This window comes from Pectobacterium wasabiae CFBP 3304 (assembly GCF_001742185.1).
Classification (GTDB): domain Bacteria; phylum Pseudomonadota; class Gammaproteobacteria; order Enterobacterales; family Enterobacteriaceae; genus Pectobacterium; species Pectobacterium wasabiae.
In genome coordinates, this window is record NZ_CP015750.1 from 2477993 (window position 1) to 2501229 (window position 23237).

Genomic DNA, 23237 nt, shown 5'->3' on the forward strand with positions numbered 1-23237 from the left:
ATTTTCATTTCTGTTTTTTTCGTCGTAATAATATTTCTGGAGATATGTTATCAAGTGAAGGTAGCACTAGGTCTGCCCCAATGAGACTCTCGGGTTTCATTGCGATACCTACTGAAAATATTTTTGCTGCGTTTAAGGCAGCAATTCCGGCTTGTGCATCTTCAAACCCCACTGCATTTTGAGGTTCGACGCCGATAAATTGCGCTGCCTTTAAAAATATTTCTGGATCAGGCTTTCCTTTTTTTAAAGCGCTTGGATCAACGATATATTGGAAGTAATCGACAATTCTGAGTTTTTCTAATATGAACTTTGCATTTTGTGATGCTGATGCAACTGCGCATGGAATTCCAAGTTCTTTTGCGCTTTTAATAAATAAAAGAACACCGGGAAGAATGTCATGTTCAGTTAATTTATTGAGTAAGGTGACATAGTCATCATTTTTTTCTTTCGACAATATTTCCTTTTCATTATTATCGAAATCATTAAATTTCCCACCGTGTTCAAGTATTTTATTCAGAGACTCCCCACGGCTAATGCCTTTTAGTGTTTGATTAAAATCCTCATCGATATCTATGCCAATTTTATTGGCTAGATTCTTCCAGGCGATGAAATGGTAATGTGCTGTATCGACAATTACGCCATCTAAATCAAAAATAAAACCATTACTCATTGTTGAAATCCTTCATTGTAGTCATAAGATAACCGTGTTCCAGACATGACTAAATGTTTTCTGTTATTAATCTCTATCTGCGTATCTTCACTGACTGAAACAATTACTTCTTTAGGTGTGATGATAAAATAATACAGGATGCCAGTATGCTGTAAGTTAAAACGAATACATTCCCATTCCGCGGGAAGTGAAGGTGCAATGCGCAGATATGGATGGCGAATATCTATCCCCGCATAAGTCATTATTGTTGTGTTTAACGTAGCCGCCATAACGCCGGTATGGATACCCTCAGACGTTGTGCCATTTTGAATGTCTTGGTAATCTGAATACAGTGCCTCGCGGTATAGTGTCCACGATAAATCAGATAAATTAATGTCGTTGGCGAGTTGAGAATGCACTATACGTGATAGTGTGGAACCATGAGATGTACGCGCTAAATAATAATTTAAGTTATTTTTTACATAATTTTCCCCAAGGTGATATCCCATGTTGTTTAATATTTCAGTTACGCCATCCTCAGAGAAGTTGTTGAATATCATTAAAGCGTCAGCTTGTTTGGCAACCTTATATTTATCTGCGCTTTTCCCTTCTGCACGTAATATTCTATCCATGCGGTAAATATTTTGGTATTTTTCTCGATAATGTTTCCAATCAATTTCTTTTAAATCAAAATACCCGTCGAATTGTGAGATAATGTCATTGTCGATAATTAACGATAGATTTTTACTTACATGATTAATCTCAGCCCAAAATTTCTGATTAATATTAATCAGTTGGCTAATCGTATCGATAGCGTTCTCATCGAATTGTTGGCGTAATTCATTTAACTTTGAGAATAGCCATGATACCATCAAGTTAGTATAGGCATTATCTTTAAGCCCACCCGCATCATTACCGACAGAGTGTTCATGAAATTCATCAGGCCCCATCACGCTGCCAATAGAATAGCGCTGGGTTGTTTCATCCCACTGGGATTTACTTAACCAGAAATGGGCAATTTCTAGCAACATCTCGATTCCATAAGACACCATGAACTCAGTATCTTTGGTATTTACCCAATACAGCCAGATGTTATAAGCAATGGCTAACGATACATGTCGCTGTAAACGGCTATAATCTGGATCCCACTGACCATTTAGTGGATTAAGGTGTACCATTTGCGTTTGTTCACTACCGTCATGGCCTGATTGCCATGGGAACATTGCCCCTTGATAACCTTCTTCTCTCGCCGCCTGACGCGCCATGGGGAGACGATGATATCGGTACATCAGTAATTGGCGAGCGGTTTGAGGGAAATGCCTGATATAGAAAGGCAAGATGAAAATTTCATCCCAGAAAATATGCCCCCTATAGGCTTCTCCATGCAATCCTCTTGCGGTTACCGACACATCAAGTTGATAGTTTTCATTGCTGAAAGGTGAGCAGGAACAAATCAAATGATAAGTATGTAAACGCAGGAGTTTTTGAGACATTAAATCGCCATCAATAGCGATATCTGCTTTTTCCCACAACAACTCCCACGCTTGTTCGGTCGATTTTAATTGAGTCGAAAAATCAACTAATACAGATTCATCTGCAATGTGCCAATCACTGGGAAATACCGTCGATAGTCGAATATTGACACTTTTTTCAAACTGGTAAGTTTTTCCTTGTATCACCGGACATGTGATCGATTGGCTAACCTTATTTGGCTCTTCCTGAATGCGAATATCATCTTCCGCGAAGAAGTTTCCTCGTATTGTTGAGGAGAATCCCATCCCGATTTCTGACTGAAGTGTCTTCGCATTTAGATAGGCATTTTTACCGCAGGCACCGCGTGATAATACTTGATAGTGATTTGACGTGAGGCTGCGATAACGTGCCACGCCATAGTTATACGTCTCCCCATCAATATGCGTGCAGATGGTGAGACTGCCATCAAAATTAAGTGGCGTGAAGCAATACTCAATAGCGAAACGGGTAGGATGCGACATATCCGCAAGCATCCGGCTACGGATTTGCACCTGACGGTTCTGCTCGTCTTCCACCAGCCAGTTTTGTTCCAGCACACCATTTTTCAGAGAAAGGTTGCGGTAAAGCGCAATATTCTTACTTGTATCAGGTGTTAGCCAATCACCGTTACCGATTTTAATTCGGATCGCGCGCGCGTCCGGCGCATTGACAAAATCCTCATTGGTAACAGTGTGGCCAGCAATATTTGATTGGGCCTGGTTATAACATCCTGCGAGGTAAGTCGCAGGGTAAGTTGCATCATTTGCCTGCATATCCGGCATCGTGCCACGTACACCTAGATAACCATTTGCTACGGTTAACAGTGATTCAATAGCATACTCTTTTTTTCCTGCGCTAAACCCGCAGTAATCTATGCCCCAACTGAGCGTATCATATTGCTGCTTGATAGCGTCCTTCAGATTATCCGGGGATAGCGTGCCTGCATTTTTTTTGGCAATAAATGGCACATTAAATATTTCCGAAAATGCCTTTTCTAAATTAATTACCTCTTGACCAGCTAATTCCATGCAAAATAGCGGGTAATGTGAGAGTTTATCCCCAATGATTACCCCCCCATTTACCTGGGGGAAATCGGATTTTATCTCCCGTAATACGGATAAACATGCTTCAGTTGATAAATCATTCCATTCCAAAGCATAGTGGTGATCCTTATTCTCTAAGGAAAAATTAAGTCCATTTTTGCTTACTAAAATAGTTAGATAACGCATGCTAAACTCTTTTAAATAACAGAAATTACAGAGAAGTTATCAGTATGCCTTTACGCTGCTGATAACGATAAATAGCCATCGTCAATACGATAGGAATGACTATTGCTACAACCATAGCAACAAAGTAAATACCCCAAAATGCAGGCTGAATTGAAAGAATACCGGGTATCCCTCCAACACCGATCCCGTTAGAAAGCACACGAGCATAGCCACAAATCAGTCCCGCTAACGCCGCGCCGATCATCGCGCACAGCATTGGGAAGCGGTAACGCAAGTTAACTCCGTACATGGCAGGTTCAGTTACACCTAAATAAGCGGAAATAGCGGCAGGAATGGTGATTTCACGTTCATTTTGTTTATTACTAATCAAGATGATGCCGACAACTGCAGAGGCTTGTGCGATGTTTGAGAGTGCAATGATTGGCCAGATGGGTGTCCCCCCCACGTTTTGCGTCAATTGCATATCAATTGCCAGAGTGGTGTGATGCAGGCCAGTGATGACTAAAGGTGAGTAGAAAAAGCCAAATATCATCGAGCCTATGGGGGCAAAATCACCCAACATTAAATAGCGGACCCCGTCTGAAATGCTATTACCGATCAGACGACCAAGCGGTCCAAGAATGGCATGGGCAACGGCAACTGAAACCAATATCGTGACGACAGGTACGATGACTAATGTTAGGTAATTAGGAATGTATTTACGTAATCTAACTTCAAACCAACCTAAGAATAGCCCTGCTAAAATTGAAGGAATAACCTGAGCCTGATAGCCGACTTTTTGAATTGAGAATATGCCAAAATCCCAGACATCAGGGTTTTGGCTTCCTATATCATAGGCATTCATTAATTGCGGTGAAACCAGAGTAATGCCTAATACAATACCAAGTATGGGAGATCCGCCCATTTTCTTTACCGTGGACCAACAGATTGCTACGGGTAAGAAGTGAAAGATCGCTTCACATGGTAACCATAAAAAGCCATATAATGGCTGAAGCCATGGGAGTATGGTTGTTAGTGTTTTATCATTATATACTGGCATTTCACCAATGACGTTACGTAGTCCAAGTAATAAACCACCACATATTAACGCAGGTAATAAAGGCACAAATATTTCAGCTAAGTTAGAAATTAATCGTTCCCAGAATTTCATGTTTTTTCGAGCGGAAATTTTTGCTTCTTCTTTGCTACTTTCGGTGATTTTTAGTTTTTCTATTAATTTTTTATAGTAAAGGTCGACATCAGTTCCTATTATTATTTGAAATTGACCTGCATTATTGAAGCATCCTTTTACTGCAGGGATTTCTTTAATTCCTTCAATGTCAGCTATATCGGGGTTATTTAATACGAAACGCAAGCGAGTCAAGCAGTGAGAAACGGTTATGACATTTTCTTCGCCACCTACTAATTTAATTATCTGATCTACCACATCAAGATTGATTATTCCTGTCATGTTTTCGTCTCTAGTTTTCGCATCCTAATTTTAAGATACGTTGAGACTCATTGGCTCTCAATGGGAACGTTCCCAAAAAATGACAAATATCACAAAATTTCTTATTGCGATAATAAAAAACAAGTTAAATCATGGTGATGTAATTATGTGCGTTTTTGGTGAAAATTTATTGTTAATAATGTTAATTAATAAGCTGGCGGCAAGTTCACCGCTTTCTCGGAAGCCTAAACGACAGGTCTTCGTGTCAGGGAATAAAAATGTCAGCAAGTCATTACGGCCGATGCAAGCAACAAAAACATCATTAATAGTTTGAGTTTTTAAGTATTTTTGCACCCCAAACGCCAAGGAGTCTGTTGCGCATAAAATGGCTTGAGGCCCCTTGGAAACCACCTTTTGTGCGAGTTGATAACCACTTTGATAATTCAGCTTTCCTAACTCGGCGTTAATTGTTAGCTGATGTTGATGGCAATAATTCTCATAGGCTTGGAATCGTAGCAACCCTGTGGTTTCATCTTGTAAATCAATGCCAACGTAACCAATTTCACTGAATTTTTTTTCTTGATGTAAAAATTCCATTAGATGATTAACCGCGCCGGTATCGTCGTTACAAACACAGGTATAACCGTCAAATGAGCGGGCGATGATGACGATACGTTGCTGCCATGAAGCCAATTGTTCACTGGTCATGCCGGTGAATGCGAATAATATAACGCCGTCAATCTTTCTCCGTTCAAGCATTGTTAAATGTTCATCAACTTTTTTGGGGTCGAACTGGCTTTCCAGAATAATAGGGTCAATGCCGTTGGCATAAAAAAGGGGTAAAATTGCGCTAACCGTTTGGTTTTCTGCATATGAATCAAGACGGGTTACGATGATCCCAAAGGTTCGATTCGCTAATCCACGCATGGCCCTGGCTGATTTTGAAGGTGTGAATTGGTACCGCTCTATCACCGTCAGCACTTTTTGGCGTGTAACTTCGTTAACATTTTTATCGTTATTTATTACACGAGAAACGGTCGACTTTCCTACATTACAAAGAGCCGCTATATCTTTGATTGTTAATTTATGCACTGTCTCTGTATTCCAATATAATAAGTCTCTAAGACTTATGATGTTAATATAGTTATTGATACATAACAATTACAGGTCCGTAGCCCCGCAGAAGTTCAGTACCACCGATATGAACATCGGTAAAGTCCAATGCTCCATGAGCGTCTTGAGGATTATCTCTATCGAGAAGGAGGGCCGTGCTATCGTAGCCGCTCTTAAGGTCGCGACGTTATTTCACATTATTTTGAAAGAAGCAGATAACGGTTCCCGGCGTTAACGTCTTACCGATGAGCGATTGTTGCAGCATTGACTACGAAAGAAAGGGCGGATAGATAATCCACCCAATACACCAGAGGGGACACGAGTATGCCGCACTCTGGTTTTCTGCACGGTTACAACGATTCTCCGTTGCTGTTAATTACATCCTGATACCAGTAGAAGCTGTCTTTACGCCGACGTTCCAGCGTGCCTTTGCCTTCATCATCGCGATCGACATGAATAAAACCGTAGCGTTTTGACATCTGCGCCGTGCCTGCGCTGACCAGATCGATTGGCCCCCAACTGGTGTAGCCCAGCAGTTCGACACCATCATCGATAGCCTCACGTACCTGAACCAGATGACGACGCAGATAATCAATGCGGTAGCTGTCGTGAATGCTGCCATCCTCTTCCACCACGTCACGTGCGCCCAGCCCGTTTTCCACGATGAACAGCGGTTTCTGATAGCGGTCATACAGCTCGTTCAGCAGGAAACGCAGACCTTCAGGGTCGATCTGCCAGCCCCATTCGGACGCCTCAAGGTGCGGGTTGGGGATCAGGCGGATGATGTTGCCACGTGAAGACTGGTATTTTTCCGGTTCGAAGGTCGCACAGCCGCTCATGTAATAGCTGAATGAAACGAAGTCTACGGTGTGGCTCAGATCGTTTTTGTCCTGTGCGGTAATGGTGAGTTCGACGGCATTTTCCCGGAAATAGCGCTGAATCCAGGCTGGATAGGTGCCGCGCACCTGTACATCACCGAAGAACAGCCACTCCCGATTCTTGTTCTGCGCTTCCAGCACATCTTTCGGATGGCAGGTCATGGGGTAGCGCACCGCGCCCAGCAGCATGTTGCCGATTTTGGCATCCGGGATGATCTCGTGACAGGCTTTCACCGCGCGTGCGCTGGCGACCAGTTGGTGGTGGATGGCCTGATAAATATCCTGTTTCGACGGTTCGCCGCTTAGCCCGATGCCCGTAAAGGGCGAGTGCAGCGCCATGTTGATTTCATTGAAGGTCAGCCAGTGCTTCACCTTGTCTTGGTAGCGGCTAAAAACGGTACGTGCATATTTCTCAAAATGGTCGATGACGGCGCGGTTGCCCCAGCCTCCCAGTTTTTTCACCAGACCGTAAGGCATTTCATAATGCGACAGCGTAATCAGCGGCTGAATCTGATGTTTTGCCATTTCGTCAAACAGGCGATCGTAGAAAGCCAGACCGGCTTCACAAGGTTCCGCTTCATCGCCTTCGGGGTAAATACGCGTCCAGGCGATGGAGGTACGCAACACCTTGAATCCCATTTCGGCGAATAACTGGATATCCTGCGGGTACTGATGATAAAAATCGATTGCCCGATCTTTGATACAGCTAATGTTCTCATCGCGTTCTGTCACCGGGCCATGCACGCCTTTTAGCTGAAGATCGGAGGTCGACACGCCTTTACCGTCTTCATTCCATGCCCCTTCGACCTGGTTTGCTGCGACTGAACCACCCCATAAAAATCCTTCGGGGAATGCTTTCATGGTATTTCTCCTCATCGTTTTTTACATCATTACGCAGTGTCGGCTTGTGGCTCCGCGCGCTCGTGCAGGGAACCGCTGGATGACAGGCAAAAAAAAACTTGGGCAGAAGAGAGTATCACTACTCACCTCTGCCCAAGTCTCGCCCGCCAGTGGCGGTAACGTCTTAGCTGAACACTATACAATCCTGAATCTCCGGGGCAATGTCCCCGTTTGGTTATGTGACTCCGATCACGGCATCACTATTGATGCTACTTAGGGTTGCCAGGCGTTAGGGGCTTTTCCCCTAACGCCGTGGTGTTATGTCGTTACTAGGCCTTCGCTTGCAGGGCCTTGACGACAGCTTCTCCCAGCGCTTTAGCGGATGCTGGGTTTTGGCCGGTGATCAGTCGTCCGTCAACGACGACTTTATTTTCAAAGATCGGCGCTTCTTCGAATGTTGCGCCATCCTTTTTCAGCGCGGCCTCAAGTTCAAAAGGAACAATCTTGTCGTAGTGACGGAAAGCCTCTTCCTCTGCGGTAAATCCGGTAAGGTGACGCCCTTTAATTAACAGCTCGCCGTTGCTGAGTTTCACATTCAGCAATCCCGCCGGGCCGTGGCAGACTGCGCTGATGATCTTATTGTTCTCATACATCGTACGTACAATATTGATCAACTGAGGATTGTTTGCGAAATCCCACATCGGCCCATGTCCACCGACGAGCAAGATCGCGGTGTACTTAGCAGGATCAACCTTGGCGAGCGGGATTGAATTAGCCAGTTTGTTACGGTGTTCTGGGTTAGTCCAGAAATCCAGACTCGCCTGATCTTTGAGATCAAACCCGTCGAAGGGCGGTAATCCTCCTTTGGGGCTGGCGATATCATAATCCAGCCCAGCTTTATCAAAGACTTCAACCGGATGAGTGAGTTCTGGAAACCAGAAACCGCCCACAAGTTCTGGCGTCTTTTTATCCAGACTGGAAACGACGATTAAGACTTTCTCTTCTTTCTGAGTATTCTGGGCAAAAACGGGGGAGGCTGCGGCAAATACAGCAATCGCGGCGATAAGACCTGTACAACGCTTTATTATTGACATAGAAAATTCCTTCAGCAGGTGGTGTCTGCCGACTATATCTGTGATAACTGTTTGAAAATAGACGGTAAAAACGGAACGCATTGTTTAATAAATTGATGTAATAGTTTTGTATTGGCGTGAGAAACTGTCGTAAAGTATGTTTGATGATCCCTGTATAGCATGACGATAAGGAAGCCTGATGGGGCAATCCGATAGCTTTGATGGACTTGCAGAATTTCTGGCGATAGCGAAACGGCTGAGCATTCGTAAAGCAGCACTCGATCTCGGTAAGACGCCTGGCTCGATGAGCTTGTCGCTCCAGCGATTGGAGCATCGCCTCGGCGTGCTACTTTTCCACCGGACGACGCGCAAGATGGCATTGACGGAAGCAGGGGAAGATCTGCTGCTGAGAGTCGGCCCTGCGGCACTGGCCATCGTGACGGGTTTTGAAGATGTGGCGCAGTCGGCAAAAAAGCCATCGGGGACGTTGAAGCTGATCGTCGAACGTTTGGCATTACCTCATGTTATCGAGCCGCTCATACCCGCATTTCGTCAGGCGTGGCCGAATTTGAATGTCGATATCACGGTGAGTAATCGCCACGATAACTTTGTCTCTGAAGGTTATGACGCTGGTATCATGATCGGTTCCTACATTGAGCAGGATATGATTGCGATACGGCTCTCCCCACCATTTCAGTGGGCGGTATTTGGATCGCCGGACTATTTTAAAACGCATGGCAAGCCTAAGGTCACGAGCGATCTGGTGCATCACGAATGTATTCGCTTTCGTCGCCCTGAAAAGGGGGATATTTATCGCTGGGAGTTTATCGAAGACAAAGAAAGTGTGAGGCTTGAACCAATGGGCACGGTCACCGTCAACGATGGGGAACTGATGCGTAGCCTTGCGGTTAGGGGCGTCGGGCTTATTTATTCATCCACTTTCCATACCTCACGCGAATTGGCAGATGGCACATTGGAAGCGGCGTTACTCGATCTCTCGCCGGGAAACGACGGCCTCTTCTTGTATTTCTCAAGAGCCGCGAGGAACCAACCCAAATTGCGTGCGTTTATTGATGTGTGTTCACAGTTGATTAAAACGTGACGGTTTTTTCCTGAAAAACGGAACGCTGGGCCTGTCATTTACATTGTTTAATTGCCTGTTTTTAGTCGGCTTATTCCAACCGCGAAGACAGGCACATAGGGATGAAAAATAATGTCAGCCCCCGCGACCAAGTTGGCTAACAGCGTCCAAACCGGAGGTCAGCAAGCGCCGCTGAACGTGCGATTGGCGAAATCATGACAACGATGATTAAGGCCGCTCCGAGTTTTGTCTCAATGGGAAAAGTTGGGTATTGATAATCGCAATATTCACTTCACAAGGGGTTCCATCGTCCAGAAAGACGGTTTCATTGATCTCCATAACGGCATCATTTTCCGATAAATTCAGTAAAGCCAAAATGTCAGGATCGGTTAATTTTTTTGCCGTTAAGTTTTGATCCCTACGCTGGACTTTTTTACCAGTAATTTGCTCGATGTAGGCGTATTTTGATATTTCTAATTTGGCGAACTCCATACTGCTAAACATGCTTACCGGAAGATGTATGTGCTCCAGCGCCACAGGGATATTATCGAAGCACATCAGACGTAATATTTTATACACTTTGTCGCTATTCTTAATGCGCAACGCCTGTGCCATATCCGGTGATGGGACTTTTATTATGCTGGCAGATACAATTTTTCTGACCCCTTTGTGACCGTGTTTTTGGGCCTGATAATCAAAAGGAGAAAGTACGTGAAACCTCCCAGAGTGGTTGCTTATCCCGATTGAACCAACAAACAGCCCAGACCCTTTTACCCGGTAAATTCTCTGTTGCTCAATCAGGATACGTGTCGCTTCGCGAACGGTGGCACGGGTAATTCCTATGTTTTTGGCGATAGCGATTTCAGTATCAAGCTTATCCCCAGGCAAGAGGCTATCATCCTTGATTTTCTTAAGGATGTAATCGACCACCTCTTTCTGTTTTTCTGTAATGCCATCGGCCATCTACTTTATTCCTGATAAGGGTGAAGGACCGGCTCCCCTGAGCCCTGTTTGCACGTGCCTGTCTTACTTTCCAGACAATGCTTCTGTTACATAGAGATGTGATCAAGATAACGAATTTGCATTTAGAACTAACATGTCCAGATATATTTTAACTTTACATGTTGTATCTGTACACATCTAGGTTCATTATCAAGATGACTATACATCTAAAACATGTCTATACGTAATAAATTAAACTGAAATCATTCAAACTATATCTATACGAATTCATTGGGTTTTTAATTTCAACTTGCTGTTTTAATTAATTATGCCTCACCAGGGAATCAAACATAAAGAGACCGTTTTTACAGACTGAATGATGAAATGTGATGGAAGGGGGCAGTGAGTTTCAGGATGTTTCCCAAAAATCTGACTGTACATACAGAGTATCTGGATACCACCGGTAAATTCAGGGCAAGCCTTATCCCTGAAGAATTCTGAGTTTAAGAGAGATGATTTATGAGCAATAGAGCGTTAGCGAATGCCATTAGGTTCCTGAGCATTGATGCTATTCAGAAAGCCAATTCAGGCCATCCCGGAGCCCCTATGGGGATGGCAGATATCGCCGAGGTGATCTGGCGTCGCCATCTTTGCCACAACCCGAAGAATCCTCAATGGTCTAACCGCGATCGTTATGTCCAGTCCAACGGGCATGGTTCTATGCTGCTCTACGCTCTCCTGCACCTGACTGGCTATGACGTGTCAATGGATGATATCCGTGAGTTTCGTCAATTACATGCGCGCACCCCTGGGCATCCTGAATATGGGTATACACCCGGCGTCGAAACGACGACCGGCCCATTGGGACAAGGGATCGCCAATGCGGTTGGAATGGCGATTGCAGAAAAGGCGCTAGCGGCTGAGTTTAACAAACCTGGTTTTGATATTGTCGATCACCATACATGGCTGTTTATGGGTGATGGTTGTTTGATGGAAGGTATCTCTCACGAGGCTTGCAGTCTGGCCGGGACATTACAGCTAGGAAAACTTATTGCCGTCTGGGACGATAATGGTATTTCCATTGACGGCCATGTTGATGGATGGTTCTCAGAAGATACCGCAGCACGTTTTCGGGCTTATGGTTGGCATGTCATCGATGGCATTGATGGACATAACCCACAGGCGGTGGATGCTGCGGTACGGGAAGCTAAAGCCGTGACCGACAAACCCAGCCTTTTATGCTGTAAAACGGTGATTGGTTTCGGTTCACCCAATAAAGCTAACAGCCATGATTGCCATGGTTCAGCCCTTGGTGTGGATGAAGTGGCTCTGGTACGTAAAGAACTTAACTGGCCTTACAAACCTTTTGAAATCCCTGATGATATCTACAAAGCATGGGATGCAACCGAACAAGGGGCCAGCAATGAGAAAAAATGGAATCAGAGATTTGCTGATTATCAGCAAGCATGGCCTGAGCTAGCCAGTGAGTTTAGCCGCCGCATGAGCGGTGAGCTGCCAGCGTGCTGGGCTGAAGATATTCATCAATATATTGAGGCGTTACAGGCTAACCCTGCAAGCTTGGCAACCCGTCAGGTCAGCCAGAAATGCTTGAATCATTTTTCTGATCTGCTTCCTGAACTCATGGGGGGTCAGCAGACCTTTCACCTTCTAATCTGACGCGCCATGTAAAATCTGTCGATTTCACCGCTGACTACCCACAAGGGAATTATATTTCCTATGGTGTCCGTGAATTCGGTATGTCAGCCATTATGAATGGGCTGGCATTACATGGCGGTTTTATTCCGTATGGTGGCACATTCCTGATGTTTATGGAGTATGCCCGCAATGCAGTACGCATGGCCGCGTTGATGAAGATCCGCTCTGTATTTGTGTACACACATGACACCATCGGGTTAGGAGAAGATGGCCCCACGCATCAACCAGTGGAACAATTAGCTTCTTTGCGATTGACGCCCAATATGGAAACCTGGCGTGGATGCGATCAGGTGGAAGTCGCCGTTTCCTGGCAGCAGGCTATAGAGCGTAAAGATGGGCCAACTGCCTTGATCCTCACGCGACAACCTCTGGAACAACAACCGCGAACGCCTACCCAGCTTGCAAATATTGCTCGCGGAGGCTATGTGCTGATTGACTGTGACGGGCAACCTGAAATATTACTGATATCCTCCGGTTCAGAGGTTGAGTTGGTTGTCGCAGCGGCGGTAGCGCTGCAAGGGGAAGGCCATCAAGTCCGTGTAGTTTCAATGCCTTGTACTGAACGTTTTGATAAGCAAGATGCACATTATAAGGAATCGGTGCTCCCGAGTGATGTCCGCAATCGTCTCGCGGTAGAGGCGAGTATTGAAGGATTTTGGCAGCGTTATACCGGTCTGGACGGGAAGGTTATCGGCATGACGTCATTCGGCGAATCGGCCCCGGCAGCCATACTTTTCAGGCACTTTGGGTTCACGAAAGAAAACGTACTTGATGTGGCTCGAAGCATGCTGAAGTCATGAGAATAAAATTGGACCGCTCGTTTTTAAATCAGGAAAAAGACTATGTCACATCTGGCGAATTGGTTGAATAACGAAAGAATTCAGTATGTTGAGAACGTTGCTGGCTGGAAGGAAGCCGTCCAGATTGCCGGGCTTCCTCTGCTCAATGAGGGGGCAATATCGCAGGAGTATATTGATACCATCATCCGGCAAAAAGAAGATATTGGGCCCTACTTTGTGATCGCTCCCCGGATTGCAATGCCCCACGCGCGTCCAGAGCAAGGGGCAAAAGCACTGGGATTATCTATCGTAAAACTGGCTAACGCAGTGAAGTTTGATGCTGATGAGAATGATCCGGTAGACGCTATTTTCATGTTCTCAGCACCAGACAGCAATAGCCATATTGAAATGATTTCCCAACTGGCTGAAGTGCTTTCTGATGAAAATACAATGGAAAGGTTCTTCAATGCACGCAGTAAAGAAGAGCTTAATACGATTTTATTAGCCGATAATGCTGTCAGCTAATAATCCAATATTGATTAACGGTTCATGAGGTGTGATATGAAAATTATGGCGGTTTGTGGTTCTGGCCTGGGAAGCAGCTTCATGATGGAAATGAACATCAAGAAAGTGCTGAAAAATATCAATGTTGTTGCTGACGTTGACCATTCCGATCTCGGGTCTGTCACCCCCGATCTGGCGGATGTTTTTGTTATGGCTAAAGATATTGCCTACAGCGCCAACCTTCCTGCAGAGAAGGTCATTATCATTAATAACATTATCGATCTGAAAGAAGTTGAACAAAAAATACGTGAGTATTTTGATAAAAACTAATTCGTATACATAGATAAACACCTTACCGTAGAGGTTAATATGTTTACCCAAAACCTTTTGCAGTTTGTCGTCGACGTGTTGAAAGTGCCATCTATTTTGGTTGGACTGGTGGCATTATTCGGGCTTGTTGCGCAGAAAAAGCCTCTCCCTGATATTATTAAGGGGACAGTGAAAACAATCCTGGGCTTTTTGGTGCTGGCTGGTGGGGCGACGGTGCTGGTTGGCTCTCTGTCACCTCTGGGTGATATTTTCAAACAAGCATTTGATGTTCAAGGGATCATCCCTAACAACGAAGCGATGGTTTCTATCGCTCTGGCTAAGTACGGCGCTCCGACCACGCTAATTATGGCGTTCGGCATGGTCGCTAACATCATTGTCGCCAGATTTACCCGCCTGAAATATATTTATCTTTCAGGGCACGTCACCTTCTATATGGCCTGCATGGTGGCGATTATTCTGTCGGTAGCCGGTTTTGAAGGTGCTCAGCTTATTTACACCGGGTCTCTGGCTTTGGGGATGCTGATGGCTGCGTTCCCTGCATTGGCACAGCCATATATGCGTAAAATCGTGGGCGGCGACCAGGTAGCTTTAGCGCATACAGGAACGATTGGCTATGTTTTATCCGGTTGGATAGGATCCGTAGTAGGCAAAGGATCCAAATCTACCGAAGAAATGAATATGCCAAAAAACCTGAGCTTTCTGCGTGATAGCACAATATCAATCTCTCTGACGATGATGATTATTTATTTAATCCTGTCGATTTCTGCTGGGAAAGAGTATGTAGAAAGCCATTTCAGTCATGGCCAAAATTACCTGGTCTATTCGTTTATTCAGGCCATTACCTTTGCCGCAGGTGTGTTTATTATTCTCCAGGGCGTTCGCTTAATATTGGCTGAAATTGTCCCTGCTTTTACCGGTTTTTCTGAAAAACTGGTGCCTAACGCAAAACCTGCGCTGGATTGTCCTATCGTCTTCCCATATGCGCCAAATGCGGTTCTGGTTGGTTTTATTTCAAGCTTTATTGGTGGACTGGTAGGGTTGTTTATCCTCGGCCAACTTCATTGGGTATTGATTCTACCAGGTGTGGTTCCTCACTTTTTCTGTGGTGCTACGGCCGGTGTTTTTGGCAATGCCACCGGCGGTAGGCGTGGTGCCATCCTGGGAGCCTTTGCTCATGGTATCTTAATCACCTTCCTGCCTGTTGCTTTGCTGCCCGTACTCGGCGCGATTGGGTTAACAAATACCACCTTCTCCGATACTGACTTTGGCGTAGTGGGGATTGTTCTTGGAAATATGGCCCGCTTTATGGATAAAGGGACCATCACCATGGTTATTACCGGTATTTTTGCGCTGATGGTTATCTATAATTTTACGGCGAAGAAGAAAGTACTCTCGGAAGATAATGCTGAATAATCATGCCGTTAATTGCAACCAGAGAGGCATACTCTCTGGTTGCGCCAACGTTGATAAAACGGAAACCGCACAAAGACGGTGAAAAACCATCGCCGCCTTATTGCCATTCTGAATTTAGATAACAAAAAAGCCACCATGCAAATGGTGGCTTTTTTGTATGATTTTAAAGCTAAAATTTGGTGGCCCCTGCTGGACTTGAACCAGCGACCAAGCGATTATATGTAGTGGTCAATACCCACCTTACAAGTTTACAGCCGGCTTTAATCCGCTTTGGGGGCGCTATCTCTCAGCTTCCCTGTACCGGCACTGCGCTTGTTTAGGTGGTTCGCTCCAAGCTGGGCCATCTGCACGAACTTCCTGTTTAGCCCGACTATCACTCCTATTCAGGTAACTACTCTCTTGAATCCAACCCTGGCAGACACGTAAAAACGCCACTAGCGATAGCCTTTGGTTACAGGGTGGAAAGAAATTTTTTGCTGAAATCCTTGAAGTGTCGCCTCGATTACGGCTAAGCTCCCTGTGTTTATCTTTCATGGAAGTAAGGTTAATAGCGGTGAAAATGATTTTATTTATAATTGGCTTGTTCGTCGGTGGGGGTGGGGTATTCTTGTACCTGTGGGTTAAGCCAGTTACTAATGACCCATATTCCTTTTTATCGCCAAAAATAGCAGAAGGTCATCCCATAAATGTACCAATAAAATTGTATAAAAAAGGTGGTTCTATTAATTTTATTTTTTGGAGAACTCCATTACCAGAACCTAAGTTATTATATTTATTCCCCATATCTCCTCCATCATCCCATATAGTCTTAAACATAGATAAAGACCCAAATAAAAATATAAATTTTTATCCATCTCAAATATTTAATGGTGATGGTCCAATAAAAAAAATAGGGGATACGCCCATATTTAAAGTTAGGTTATATAAAATAAATAATGATATGACCGAACGTTTAATCTTAGATAAAACCCATAAAAACAATAGCGTTCGTAGCTCTGATGCATTTTCTATAGCCTCCATCCCATCAGAATACGGTCAATATAGATTAGAGATAACGGTTCTTGGTGATTGGCCAGAACTAGAAATAGATGGATTGAATTACTTCGTAACAATAGAAACCTATGTTAATAAATAATATAAACAAAGATGTGAAAAATGAAATCTGAAAATAAAACAGAAGAATTACTTGAATACATCGCAAATCGCAGCGCTCAAACAGTAGAAACAAAAGTAAAAGACATACAGCATTTCGCCTATCCCGATCAAGAAGCGAACTGGAATGTAGGTCAGGCTTGTGCTACCTGCCCACCACCTCACGCACGGAAAGAGTATGTTGATGATTTGATTGATGCTGTAGAGTCTCGATATACGGTGACAATTTATACAGCATACCCAGGAACACCACTAAATAACGAATATGGCGCACCTCATTTTGATAAGGATGGAAATCTAGCTGTATCAGGAGCAGGTCATATGTGGTTGCAGATAATAAAAATAAACAAAGATGGAACTAAAACAAATAATGATTCTTATGGATTTGCACCTATCGAAACAGGGGCTATTGGAAATGGTATAGTAACAAAAACTGATACTATTCATTACGAAAGCCCGCATTACAGCCGAACTATCGAAATAACTAAGCAGCAATATGATAAAATCTATGAATTTGGTGAAGTTGCCTTTTCTAAATCAGATAAGTATTTTGATCTTTATTATAATGGCCTAACAAACAGTTGCATTGATTTCACTTGGAAAGCATTACGTCATGCTGGAATAACTCCAACTAAAGCATGGAATGACCTAAGCAGCTATAACAAAGAACAGAAAAAAGCCGGTAAGTTTGATGGTGATTTAAAAGTAATAAATAATATCCCACATATAAAATCGATTCCTACTCCCTTTCCTAATAGCGAATTAAATACCCAAAAATACAATAAAATACCACCTAGAACACGTAAACAATGGGTTCTATCTAAAAATGAAAACAAACCACACGATGATAATATTGAGTTAGCAAGTAGATAACCATTGATACACCTAAGACCCATTATGTTAAACGGGCGAGTTTGCCACTTAAAACCGCCCGTTAGACACCATCAGAACGCCTCAGCATGATTTTAAGCACCGAACATGCCCCATACACCCAAATCTATCCTGAAAGTTTATAACGGTTTCTGTGGCGTTTGAGGGCGTCTTCAACATCCCGTTTTTTCGTCTGGTTTTCATCGGTTTTATCCATTAAAAACCGATACTAAACTCACGATCCCGTTTTAGTTGTAAGTAGACCGCTTTTAGTTCCGCGCATTTTTTGAGATTTCCGATTTTTCAGCCATCAGTCTATATTCTTCCGGCGTCAGGTTATTCAGCGATTCATGAGGCCGCTCACTGTTGTATTCATTCAGCCAGCGCTCCGTTATTTCCCGTGCTTCATTCAGGGTTCTGAACAGATAAAATCCAGTACCTCTGTCCGGTACGTTCGGTTAAACCGTTCAATAAATGCGTTTTGCGTCGGTTTGCCTGGCTTGATAAATTCCAGCATCACACCATGCTCTTCGGCCCATTGTGCCAGAGCCAGTGATATCAGTTCCGGTCCGTTATCCATCCGCATCTTCACTGGATATCCATGGTTTGCCACTATCCTGTCCAGCACCCGGACGACATGTTGTGCTGGGATATTCAGGCCAATTTCGATAGCCAGAGCTTCACGGTTAAAATCATCGACGACATTGAAAGTCCGAAAACGTCGACCACATGTCAGGCGTCGTGCATAAAATCAATCGACCAGCTTTGGTTGAGTGCTTCCGGCGTTGCCAGAGGAACCGGATTGCGCACCGGCAGGCGTTGTTTACCCTTACGACGAAAATTCAGTTTTAACAGACAGTAAATTCGGTGTACACGCTTGTGGTTCCAGACGTGTCCCTGCCTGCGCAGCACCTGAAATAGCTTCTTAAAGCCGTAACGGGGATAGCGTTCAGCCACCTCCGCCAGAGCCTGGATCACCGGTTCATCACGGCGGGTATCCGGCTGATAAAAATACACCGTCCTGCTCAGCGACAATGTCCTGCATGCCTGGCGTATGCTCATCGCAAACTGCGCGGTCAGGTAACTGACGAGTTCACGCTTTATCGCTGGTTTTAAAGTTTTTTTTCGATGATATCTTTCATAGCACGACACTCGAGACCCAGCTCGGCAAACATCTGTTTGAGACGACGATTTTCGTCCTCCAGATCTTTCATCTTTTTGATATCAGAGGCTTCCATACCGCCAAACTTCGCTTTCCAGTTGTAGTACGAGGCCTCGGATATCTCCGCTTCGCGACAGACATCCTTGACGGTACGTCCAGCTTCGACAGACTTCAAAACGGCAATGATCTGGTGTTCAGTGAATCGGGCTTTATACATGACGATCTCCTCAGGGAACATACTCAGTATGTCGGAAGATCTCCAAAAGTGAATGGTTCGGTTGACCGGGATACTTACACTCGTATCCATGCCCCACATTTAGGGCATTCGGGGCGTTTTTTATGTCGTTCCATACAGTGTTCCATCGTGTAACTGAATATTTAAACAGTATAACGGAAAGGATCATTAGGACGATGAATAAAATTGGAAAGCGTGATTTATAATTATATGAAAAATATTAACTTTTTATCTATTTAGTTCATTGTGAATTGAATAACGTGAACTAAAATCCTATAGGTATCCTAGAAAAAACAAAGGAGTTACGCTATTAACGTAACTCCTTGATATATCTGGTGGCCCCTGCTGGACTTGAACCAGCGACCAAGCGATTATGAGTTTTGAGTCACTTAAATCACTGTTTTTACTTGATATAGAAAAATCAGTAATTTATCGCTTACTCATCCCCTCCAATATGCCCTAATATTACCCATAATTACCTATGTGAAATATCCCCGGCATATCCCCGGCATATCCCCGGGGTTGGGGAGTAGATGGAAACCTTAAGGTTCACCAAGGCCGCTCTTATTGCGATCGAACCCGACCAGAACAAGCGTTTGGAATTCGCAGACAGTGTTGTGCAGGGCTTGCGCCTACGGGTTACGCCAACGGGCGTAAAGTCTTTCTGTGTAGCGCGGTACCGAGATAATAAATTCATCCGGGTGACGCTGGGACGCTTTCCCGATCTGGCCGTCGATAGTGCCAGAACCAAAGCGCTGGAATTACTTGGTGAGGTGGCGGCGAACGGTAAGAACCCAAATGTGTTAAAGCGTGCAAAGAACAAAGGCACGGTAACGCTGGAAGAGAGGCCATCAATACTTATATTCATAACCGTGGACACAGGCTTAAAGCGACAACAGAACATCAATATAGAGCAACGCTCAATAACTTCTCCGGTGACTGGATGAAGCAGCCAATGGCGAATATTAGCCGCGAGCGAGTAGAAAACCGACACAAAGCCATTACAGAAGGCACTGTATGGTTTGGGGTCGATAAAAGCACTCTGCGTTCTGGTGTAGGCTCCGGCAGTAAAGCACAGGCAAATTTATGGGCGAGAGCTTTACGCGCTGTTTATCGATTCTCCTACGATCATTACCGAGATGATGAAGGGAAAACCTTGCTCCCCGAACCGCCTACGATGGTGCTGAGCACTAAACGCCAGTGGCATGGAACGGTCAGAAAAACGGAGCGTATCCGAACCCATGATTTAGGGCGATGGTTAAAAGCCGTTGATGCCGTTAGAGAAAAAGCCACCGAAATCCGGGATGATGTTGCTGTATCCATGTGTGATGCGATCGATACCGCCTTATTTACTGGCTTACGCCGTTCGGAGGTTTTCGGGCTGACGTGGGATAGGGTGAATATGGGAGGTCGCTATTTTTGGATTGATACCACTAAAAATGGCGATCCGCTGGAATTACCCATTACCGAAACCTTACTGAAAATATTCCGGCGTCGTCTCCAGGTAAAGGGAGCAACAGATACGCAGGTTTTCCCTGGTCGGAATGGTGGCGTTATCCGGGAACCACGCAGAGTGATTGCTCGCATCGTTGCGGCCACGGTATCAGAGCCTAATCCTGATGCTTTACCAGCAATCGAGTTCAAATGTCACGATGCCCGTAGAACGTTTGGCACGGTGGCGGAGCTGGCTGGCGTTGGTTCTTATATCCTTAAACGCCTCATGAACCATAGAACGCTGCGTAGCGCTGATGTAACGCAGGGGTATCTTCATTTCGGTGCTGATGAATTGCAGGGGCCGGCCAGAAAGATAGAGCAGGCCATTCTTGAATATGCCGGACTGGTGGAAAAGGCCGCTAATCTTGATTCTCAACTATTGGCCGTAATGGGAGCAATGACGGATGAGGATAAGAGGAAGGTGTTGTTTCAATTTCTTAATAGCCCAATAGATGGAAAGAAAGCATGAAAACTTATTCAGAGCTTGAATCAAGTCCAACTACATATGAATTTATTGATGCTTGTTGTTTCTGGGTTGATTTTGATAGCAACGTCAAAAAAAGAGCAGAAGAAAGGGCGAGATCTCATAAGTTTACCTTTGTAAGCAATATTACACGTGAGCCTTTATCTAAGGAAAGGGCGCTTGAGTGCATGTTGGATGATCGGTTTGTATTTGAGCATGATAAGCGTGATTCGCCATGTCCGGATGCTGATGACATTTTTAAAGCAGCGGGTGTACTCCATCTTTATGGGCAGGATGAATTGAGTAATAAGTTACTTATTCATGCATATCAGAAATTAATTGATTGCCAATTAGCCCATGTCAAACTTAGCGGCATCGAAGATGTGATCAAGTCATCAAGGCAAAAAACGATATCGTCTAAGCCCCGTAAACCTCAATATCAAAAAGAAGCGCTGCGCATAGCTAGGCTGACATGGGAGAAATATCCTGGGGCTAGCAAAAAACGTATGTGTGAAAAAATACGGGATCATTTTGACGGCAGGGTGAGCCTTAAAAGTCTTGATAATTGGATAAAGAAGGAAAAAATACAACCACCTCCACCGAAAGAATACGTAATTTTTCGTTTAATTTTATCATAGCTATTAGAAATAGCCGGTTATTGCTTACCCAATAGCCGGATACTGGGCTACCCGACACACCTTATTTCGCCCATAGTTTCACCGTTGTTACCTAACTGACACGGTGAAGCGTTATGAATGTTATTGAGGCAAACCCTACTAAATTTACCCGACCAGAAGCAGCCGATTATATTGGTGTGAGCCCGCGAACGCTGGCGAATTGGCATAGCTCTGGGCGTGTGAAAATTCCCTTCTACAAAGTTGGTCGCAAGAAAACGATCTATCTGAAATCGGATTTAGATGCCTATCTGGCTTCAGTTCGGCAGTGTGCGTGAGGTGGCGAATGGATGAAATGAAAAACGCCCGTGCTACCGAGCGTCAACATGAACAAATAAAACCTGCTGCGCAACCTAATATTGCTGGTGGACATAATAGCCAGCCAGAGCGGATAAGGCCAGTCCCTAAGAAGCATCGCGCACGGGTTTTCATGTTGCGTTCCGGTGCTGGCGGCTTTACTGAGAATGATATTCTCCGTCATTGCCGCCTTTCCTCTGGCCGGAATTACGCTACCGAATTAGAACGCCTGCTTGATATCCAGTTAGAGCGGATTGACGAGCCAAACACAGACGGGATCGGCAGTCACTATCGTTATCGGTTTGCAAAGCGAGATGATATTTCCCGTGTCATTCGACTGGTAAATACCAACTCCGATATTAACGGCCACCAGCCGCTTACCCAGCAAGAAATTAACCATATCCTGAGTCTGTACCCAGATTACGCCGCCAGCTAACGGAGCCTGATAATGACATCAAAAAATAATGACCTTAACGGTCAGGGATTCGCTCACCCTGAAAACAGCCAGAGCGATATTTTCAAAGCCAGCGAACAGGATATTTCTGTTATCAATTTTGAGGGTATGAAGGTGCGGATCGTGAATATTCATGGTGAGCCGTGGTTTATTGCAAAAGATGTTTGCGACTCACTGGAGGTAGTCAACTCACGGGATGCTTTGACAGCGTTAGATCCTGATGAAAAGAATACTGTAGCTTTAACCTACGGTATTCGAGGCAACCCTAACCGCGGGGCTGTTTCCGAGTCCGGCTTCTACAAACTGATTGCCCGCAGTCGGAAAGCCACCACACCCGGCACGTTCGCCCATCGGTTTAGTAATTGGGTATTCCGTGAGGTTATACCGTCCATTCGTAAAACCGGCTCTTACGGTGTGCCGTGGGCATTCCTGCATGACTTCACGCGTCGTAAGCAATCCTATCTGAAGCAAGCCAGTAAGAAAGGCCGCGATCTGCAAGCCTGCAAACAGCAGAAACGGCACTTAAGCACGGAAGAAGAACAATTATGGCGTGAGTATCAACCAGCCTTACCACTGGCGGGAGGTAGCGATCATGATTAATTGCCAATATCCCACCGGTACTACACACACTGAATGCGAAATGCGCCCGCACCGTTTAGCCAACGCAATTATGCGTTCGCTGGCTGGCTATTCTTTTGATTTCTTGCGTTGCCGGTATTTCACTTCACGCTGTAAAGCTGAAACAACGAATTGCCCAGTTGTTTCACCCTCTTCCTTTAGTGCCTCAACCTCTTTAACTACTTCGTGTGGGACACGGGCGGCAATAGTTTGCGACCGGCCATTGACTGCTTTCGTTGCCATATCAGCGTTTCTCCGTTTTAGGTGTTCAACAGTATGGCATGAAAAAAGTGATTGTAAATGCTTGACGTGTTCAACACCTTGCAATAG

The 23237-nt window shown here is 44.7% G+C and carries 18 protein-coding genes and 3 pseudogenes; 12 read left to right on the plus strand and 9 right to left on the minus strand.

What is annotated here, in order from left to right:
• Positions 1–4 precede the first annotated feature (4 nt).
• The 6 genes from pgmB to A7983_RS11240 all read right to left on the minus strand — a co-directional run bounded on the left by pgmB (position 5) and on the right by A7983_RS11240 (position 8744).
• On the minus strand, positions 5–670 hold the full coding sequence (pgmB, locus tag A7983_RS11210) for a beta-phosphoglucomutase (RefSeq protein ID WP_005971380.1): 666 nt from the start codon (positions 668–670) through the stop codon (positions 5–7).
• On the minus strand, positions 667–3390 hold the full coding sequence (locus tag A7983_RS11215; protein ID WP_005971382.1) for a glycoside hydrolase family 65 protein: 2724 nt from the start codon (positions 3388–3390) through the stop codon (positions 667–669). Before A7983_RS11215 ends, pgmB begins: the two co-directional genes overlap by 4 nt.
• A gap of 25 nt (positions 3391–3415) precedes the next feature.
• Positions 3416–4840, minus strand: coding sequence for a PTS trehalose transporter subunit IIBC (gene treB / locus A7983_RS11220; RefSeq protein ID WP_005971384.1), 1425 nt, complete (start codon positions 4838–4840; stop codon positions 3416–3418).
• Positions 4841–4969: 129 nt separating this feature from the next.
• Complete coding sequence (gene treR / locus A7983_RS11225; protein WP_005971387.1) at positions 4970–5911, minus strand: trehalose operon repressor TreR; 942 nt, start codon at positions 5909–5911, stop codon at positions 4970–4972.
• Positions 5912–6282: 371 nt separating this feature from the next.
• Complete coding sequence (locus A7983_RS11230; protein WP_005971389.1) at positions 6283–7671, minus strand: glycoside hydrolase family 1 protein; 1389 nt, start codon at positions 7669–7671, stop codon at positions 6283–6285.
• Positions 7672–7979: 308 nt separating this feature from the next.
• Complete coding sequence (locus tag A7983_RS11240) at positions 7980–8744, minus strand: type 1 glutamine amidotransferase domain-containing protein (protein WP_005971391.1); 765 nt, start codon at positions 8742–8744, stop codon at positions 7980–7982.
• A 178-nt stretch (positions 8745–8922) separates the two neighbouring features.
• Between A7983_RS11240 and A7983_RS11245 the strand changes: the two genes are divergently transcribed.
• Positions 8923–9825: a LysR family transcriptional regulator gene (locus tag A7983_RS11245; protein WP_005971393.1), complete on the plus strand. Its 903-nt coding sequence runs from the start codon at positions 8923–8925 to the stop codon at positions 9823–9825.
• Positions 9826–10032: 207 nt separating this feature from the next.
• Here the strand turns inward: A7983_RS11245 and A7983_RS11250 are convergent, their stop codons facing one another.
• Positions 10033–10767: a GntR family transcriptional regulator gene (locus tag A7983_RS11250; protein WP_005971395.1), complete on the minus strand. Its 735-nt coding sequence runs from the start codon at positions 10765–10767 to the stop codon at positions 10033–10035.
• A 498-nt stretch (positions 10768–11265) separates the two neighbouring features.
• Here A7983_RS11250 and tkt point away from each other — a divergent pair.
• The 6 genes and pseudogenes from tkt to A7983_RS11280 all read left to right on the plus strand — a co-directional run bounded on the left by tkt (position 11266) and on the right by A7983_RS11280 (position 17513).
• Positions 11266–13262, plus strand: a pseudogene (gene tkt / locus A7983_RS11255) (transketolase).
• A 42-nt stretch (positions 13263–13304) separates the two neighbouring features.
• Positions 13305–13766 (plus strand): PTS sugar transporter subunit IIA, encoded by a 462-nt coding sequence (locus A7983_RS11260; protein ID WP_005971399.1) that lies wholly within the window; start codon positions 13305–13307, stop codon positions 13764–13766.
• Positions 13767–13802: 36 nt separating this feature from the next.
• Positions 13803–14075 carry a PTS sugar transporter subunit IIB gene (locus tag A7983_RS11265; protein WP_005971402.1) on the plus strand — a complete coding sequence of 91 codons (273 nt, stop codon included), beginning with the start codon at positions 13803–13805 and terminating at the stop codon, positions 14073–14075.
• Between the two features lie 39 nt (positions 14076–14114).
• A complete protein-coding gene (locus tag A7983_RS11270; RefSeq protein WP_005971405.1) occupies positions 14115–15488 on the plus strand; it encodes a PTS ascorbate transporter subunit IIC in 1374 nt (457 codons plus the stop codon).
• A gap of 559 nt (positions 15489–16047) precedes the next feature.
• Positions 16048–16623: a hypothetical protein gene (locus A7983_RS11275; RefSeq protein ID WP_005971406.1), complete on the plus strand. Its 576-nt coding sequence runs from the start codon at positions 16048–16050 to the stop codon at positions 16621–16623.
• 20 nt (positions 16624–16643) lie between these two features.
• Positions 16644–17513, plus strand: coding sequence for a hypothetical protein (locus A7983_RS11280; RefSeq protein ID WP_005971409.1), 870 nt, complete (start codon positions 16644–16646; stop codon positions 17511–17513).
• Between the two features lie 266 nt (positions 17514–17779).
• Here A7983_RS11280 and A7983_RS11285 read toward each other — a convergent pair.
• Positions 17780–18889, minus strand: a pseudogene (locus tag A7983_RS11285) (IS3 family transposase).
• 551 nt (positions 18890–19440) lie between these two features.
• Between A7983_RS11285 and A7983_RS11295 the strand changes: the two are divergent.
• The 5 genes and pseudogenes from A7983_RS11295 (at position 19441) to A7983_RS11315 (ending at position 22889) form a co-directional block, all read left to right on the plus strand.
• Positions 19441–20870, plus strand: a pseudogene (locus A7983_RS11295) (integrase arm-type DNA-binding domain-containing protein).
• A complete protein-coding gene (locus A7983_RS11300) occupies positions 20867–21502 on the plus strand; it encodes a hypothetical protein (protein ID WP_005971423.1) in 636 nt (211 codons plus the stop codon). The pseudogene A7983_RS11295 and the gene A7983_RS11300 overlap by 4 nt, the downstream one beginning before the upstream one ends.
• Positions 21503–21615: 113 nt before the next feature.
• A complete protein-coding gene (locus A7983_RS11305; RefSeq protein ID WP_005971425.1) occupies positions 21616–21816 on the plus strand; it encodes a helix-turn-helix domain-containing protein in 201 nt (66 codons plus the stop codon).
• An 8-nt stretch (positions 21817–21824) separates the two neighbouring features.
• The gene (locus A7983_RS11310) at positions 21825–22271 is read left to right on the plus strand and encodes a hypothetical protein (protein ID WP_005971427.1); all 447 of its coding nucleotides are present in this window, start codon (positions 21825–21827) and stop codon (positions 22269–22271) included.
• A gap of 12 nt (positions 22272–22283) precedes the next feature.
• On the plus strand, positions 22284–22889 hold the full coding sequence (locus tag A7983_RS11315; protein ID WP_005971431.1) for a BRO-N domain-containing protein: 606 nt from the start codon (positions 22284–22286) through the stop codon (positions 22887–22889).
• 87 nt (positions 22890–22976) lie between these two features.
• On the opposite strand, the gene A7983_RS24165 is transcribed toward A7983_RS11315, so the two are convergent.
• On the minus strand, positions 22977–23150 hold the full coding sequence (locus A7983_RS24165; protein ID WP_005971433.1) for a YlcI/YnfO family protein: 174 nt from the start codon (positions 23148–23150) through the stop codon (positions 22977–22979).
• Between the last annotated feature and the right edge of the window lie 87 nt (positions 23151–23237).

Bases quoted from the DNA above. Each gene is read 5' to 3' on its own strand.
- pgmB (WP_005971380.1), bottom strand. From the start codon at position 670: ATGAGTAATGGTTTTATTTTTGATTTAGATGGCGTAATTGTCGATACA.
- A7983_RS11215 (WP_005971382.1), bottom strand. From the start codon at position 3,390: ATGCGTTATCTAACTATTTTAGTAAGCAAAAATGGACTTAATTTTTCC.
- treB (WP_005971384.1), bottom strand. From the start codon at position 4,840: ATGACAGGAATAATCAATCTTGATGTGGTAGATCAGATAATTAAATTA.
- A7983_RS11230 (WP_005971389.1), bottom strand. From the start codon at position 7,671: ATGAAAGCATTCCCCGAAGGATTTTTATGGGGTGGTTCAGTCGCAGCA.
- A7983_RS11240 (WP_005971391.1), bottom strand. From the start codon at position 8,744: ATGTCAATAATAAAGCGTTGTACAGGTCTTATCGCCGCGATTGCTGTA.
- A7983_RS11245 (WP_005971393.1), top strand. From the start codon at position 8,923: ATGGGGCAATCCGATAGCTTTGATGGACTTGCAGAATTTCTGGCGATA.
- A7983_RS11250 (WP_005971395.1), bottom strand. From the start codon at position 10,767: ATGGCCGATGGCATTACAGAAAAACAGAAAGAGGTGGTCGATTACATC.
- A7983_RS11260 (WP_005971399.1), top strand. From the start codon at position 13,305: ATGTCACATCTGGCGAATTGGTTGAATAACGAAAGAATTCAGTATGTT.
- A7983_RS11265 (WP_005971402.1), top strand. From the start codon at position 13,803: ATGAAAATTATGGCGGTTTGTGGTTCTGGCCTGGGAAGCAGCTTCATG.
- A7983_RS11270 (WP_005971405.1), top strand. From the start codon at position 14,115: ATGTTTACCCAAAACCTTTTGCAGTTTGTCGTCGACGTGTTGAAAGTG.
- A7983_RS11275 (WP_005971406.1), top strand. From the start codon at position 16,048: ATGATTTTATTTATAATTGGCTTGTTCGTCGGTGGGGGTGGGGTATTC.
- A7983_RS11280 (WP_005971409.1), top strand. From the start codon at position 16,644: ATGAAATCTGAAAATAAAACAGAAGAATTACTTGAATACATCGCAAAT.
- A7983_RS11300 (WP_005971423.1), top strand. From the start codon at position 20,867: ATGAAAACTTATTCAGAGCTTGAATCAAGTCCAACTACATATGAATTT.
- A7983_RS11305 (WP_005971425.1), top strand. From the start codon at position 21,616: ATGAATGTTATTGAGGCAAACCCTACTAAATTTACCCGACCAGAAGCA.
- A7983_RS11310 (WP_005971427.1), top strand. From the start codon at position 21,825: ATGGATGAAATGAAAAACGCCCGTGCTACCGAGCGTCAACATGAACAA.
- A7983_RS11315 (WP_005971431.1), top strand. From the start codon at position 22,284: ATGACATCAAAAAATAATGACCTTAACGGTCAGGGATTCGCTCACCCT.
- A7983_RS24165 (WP_005971433.1), bottom strand. From the start codon at position 23,150: ATGGCAACGAAAGCAGTCAATGGCCGGTCGCAAACTATTGCCGCCCGT.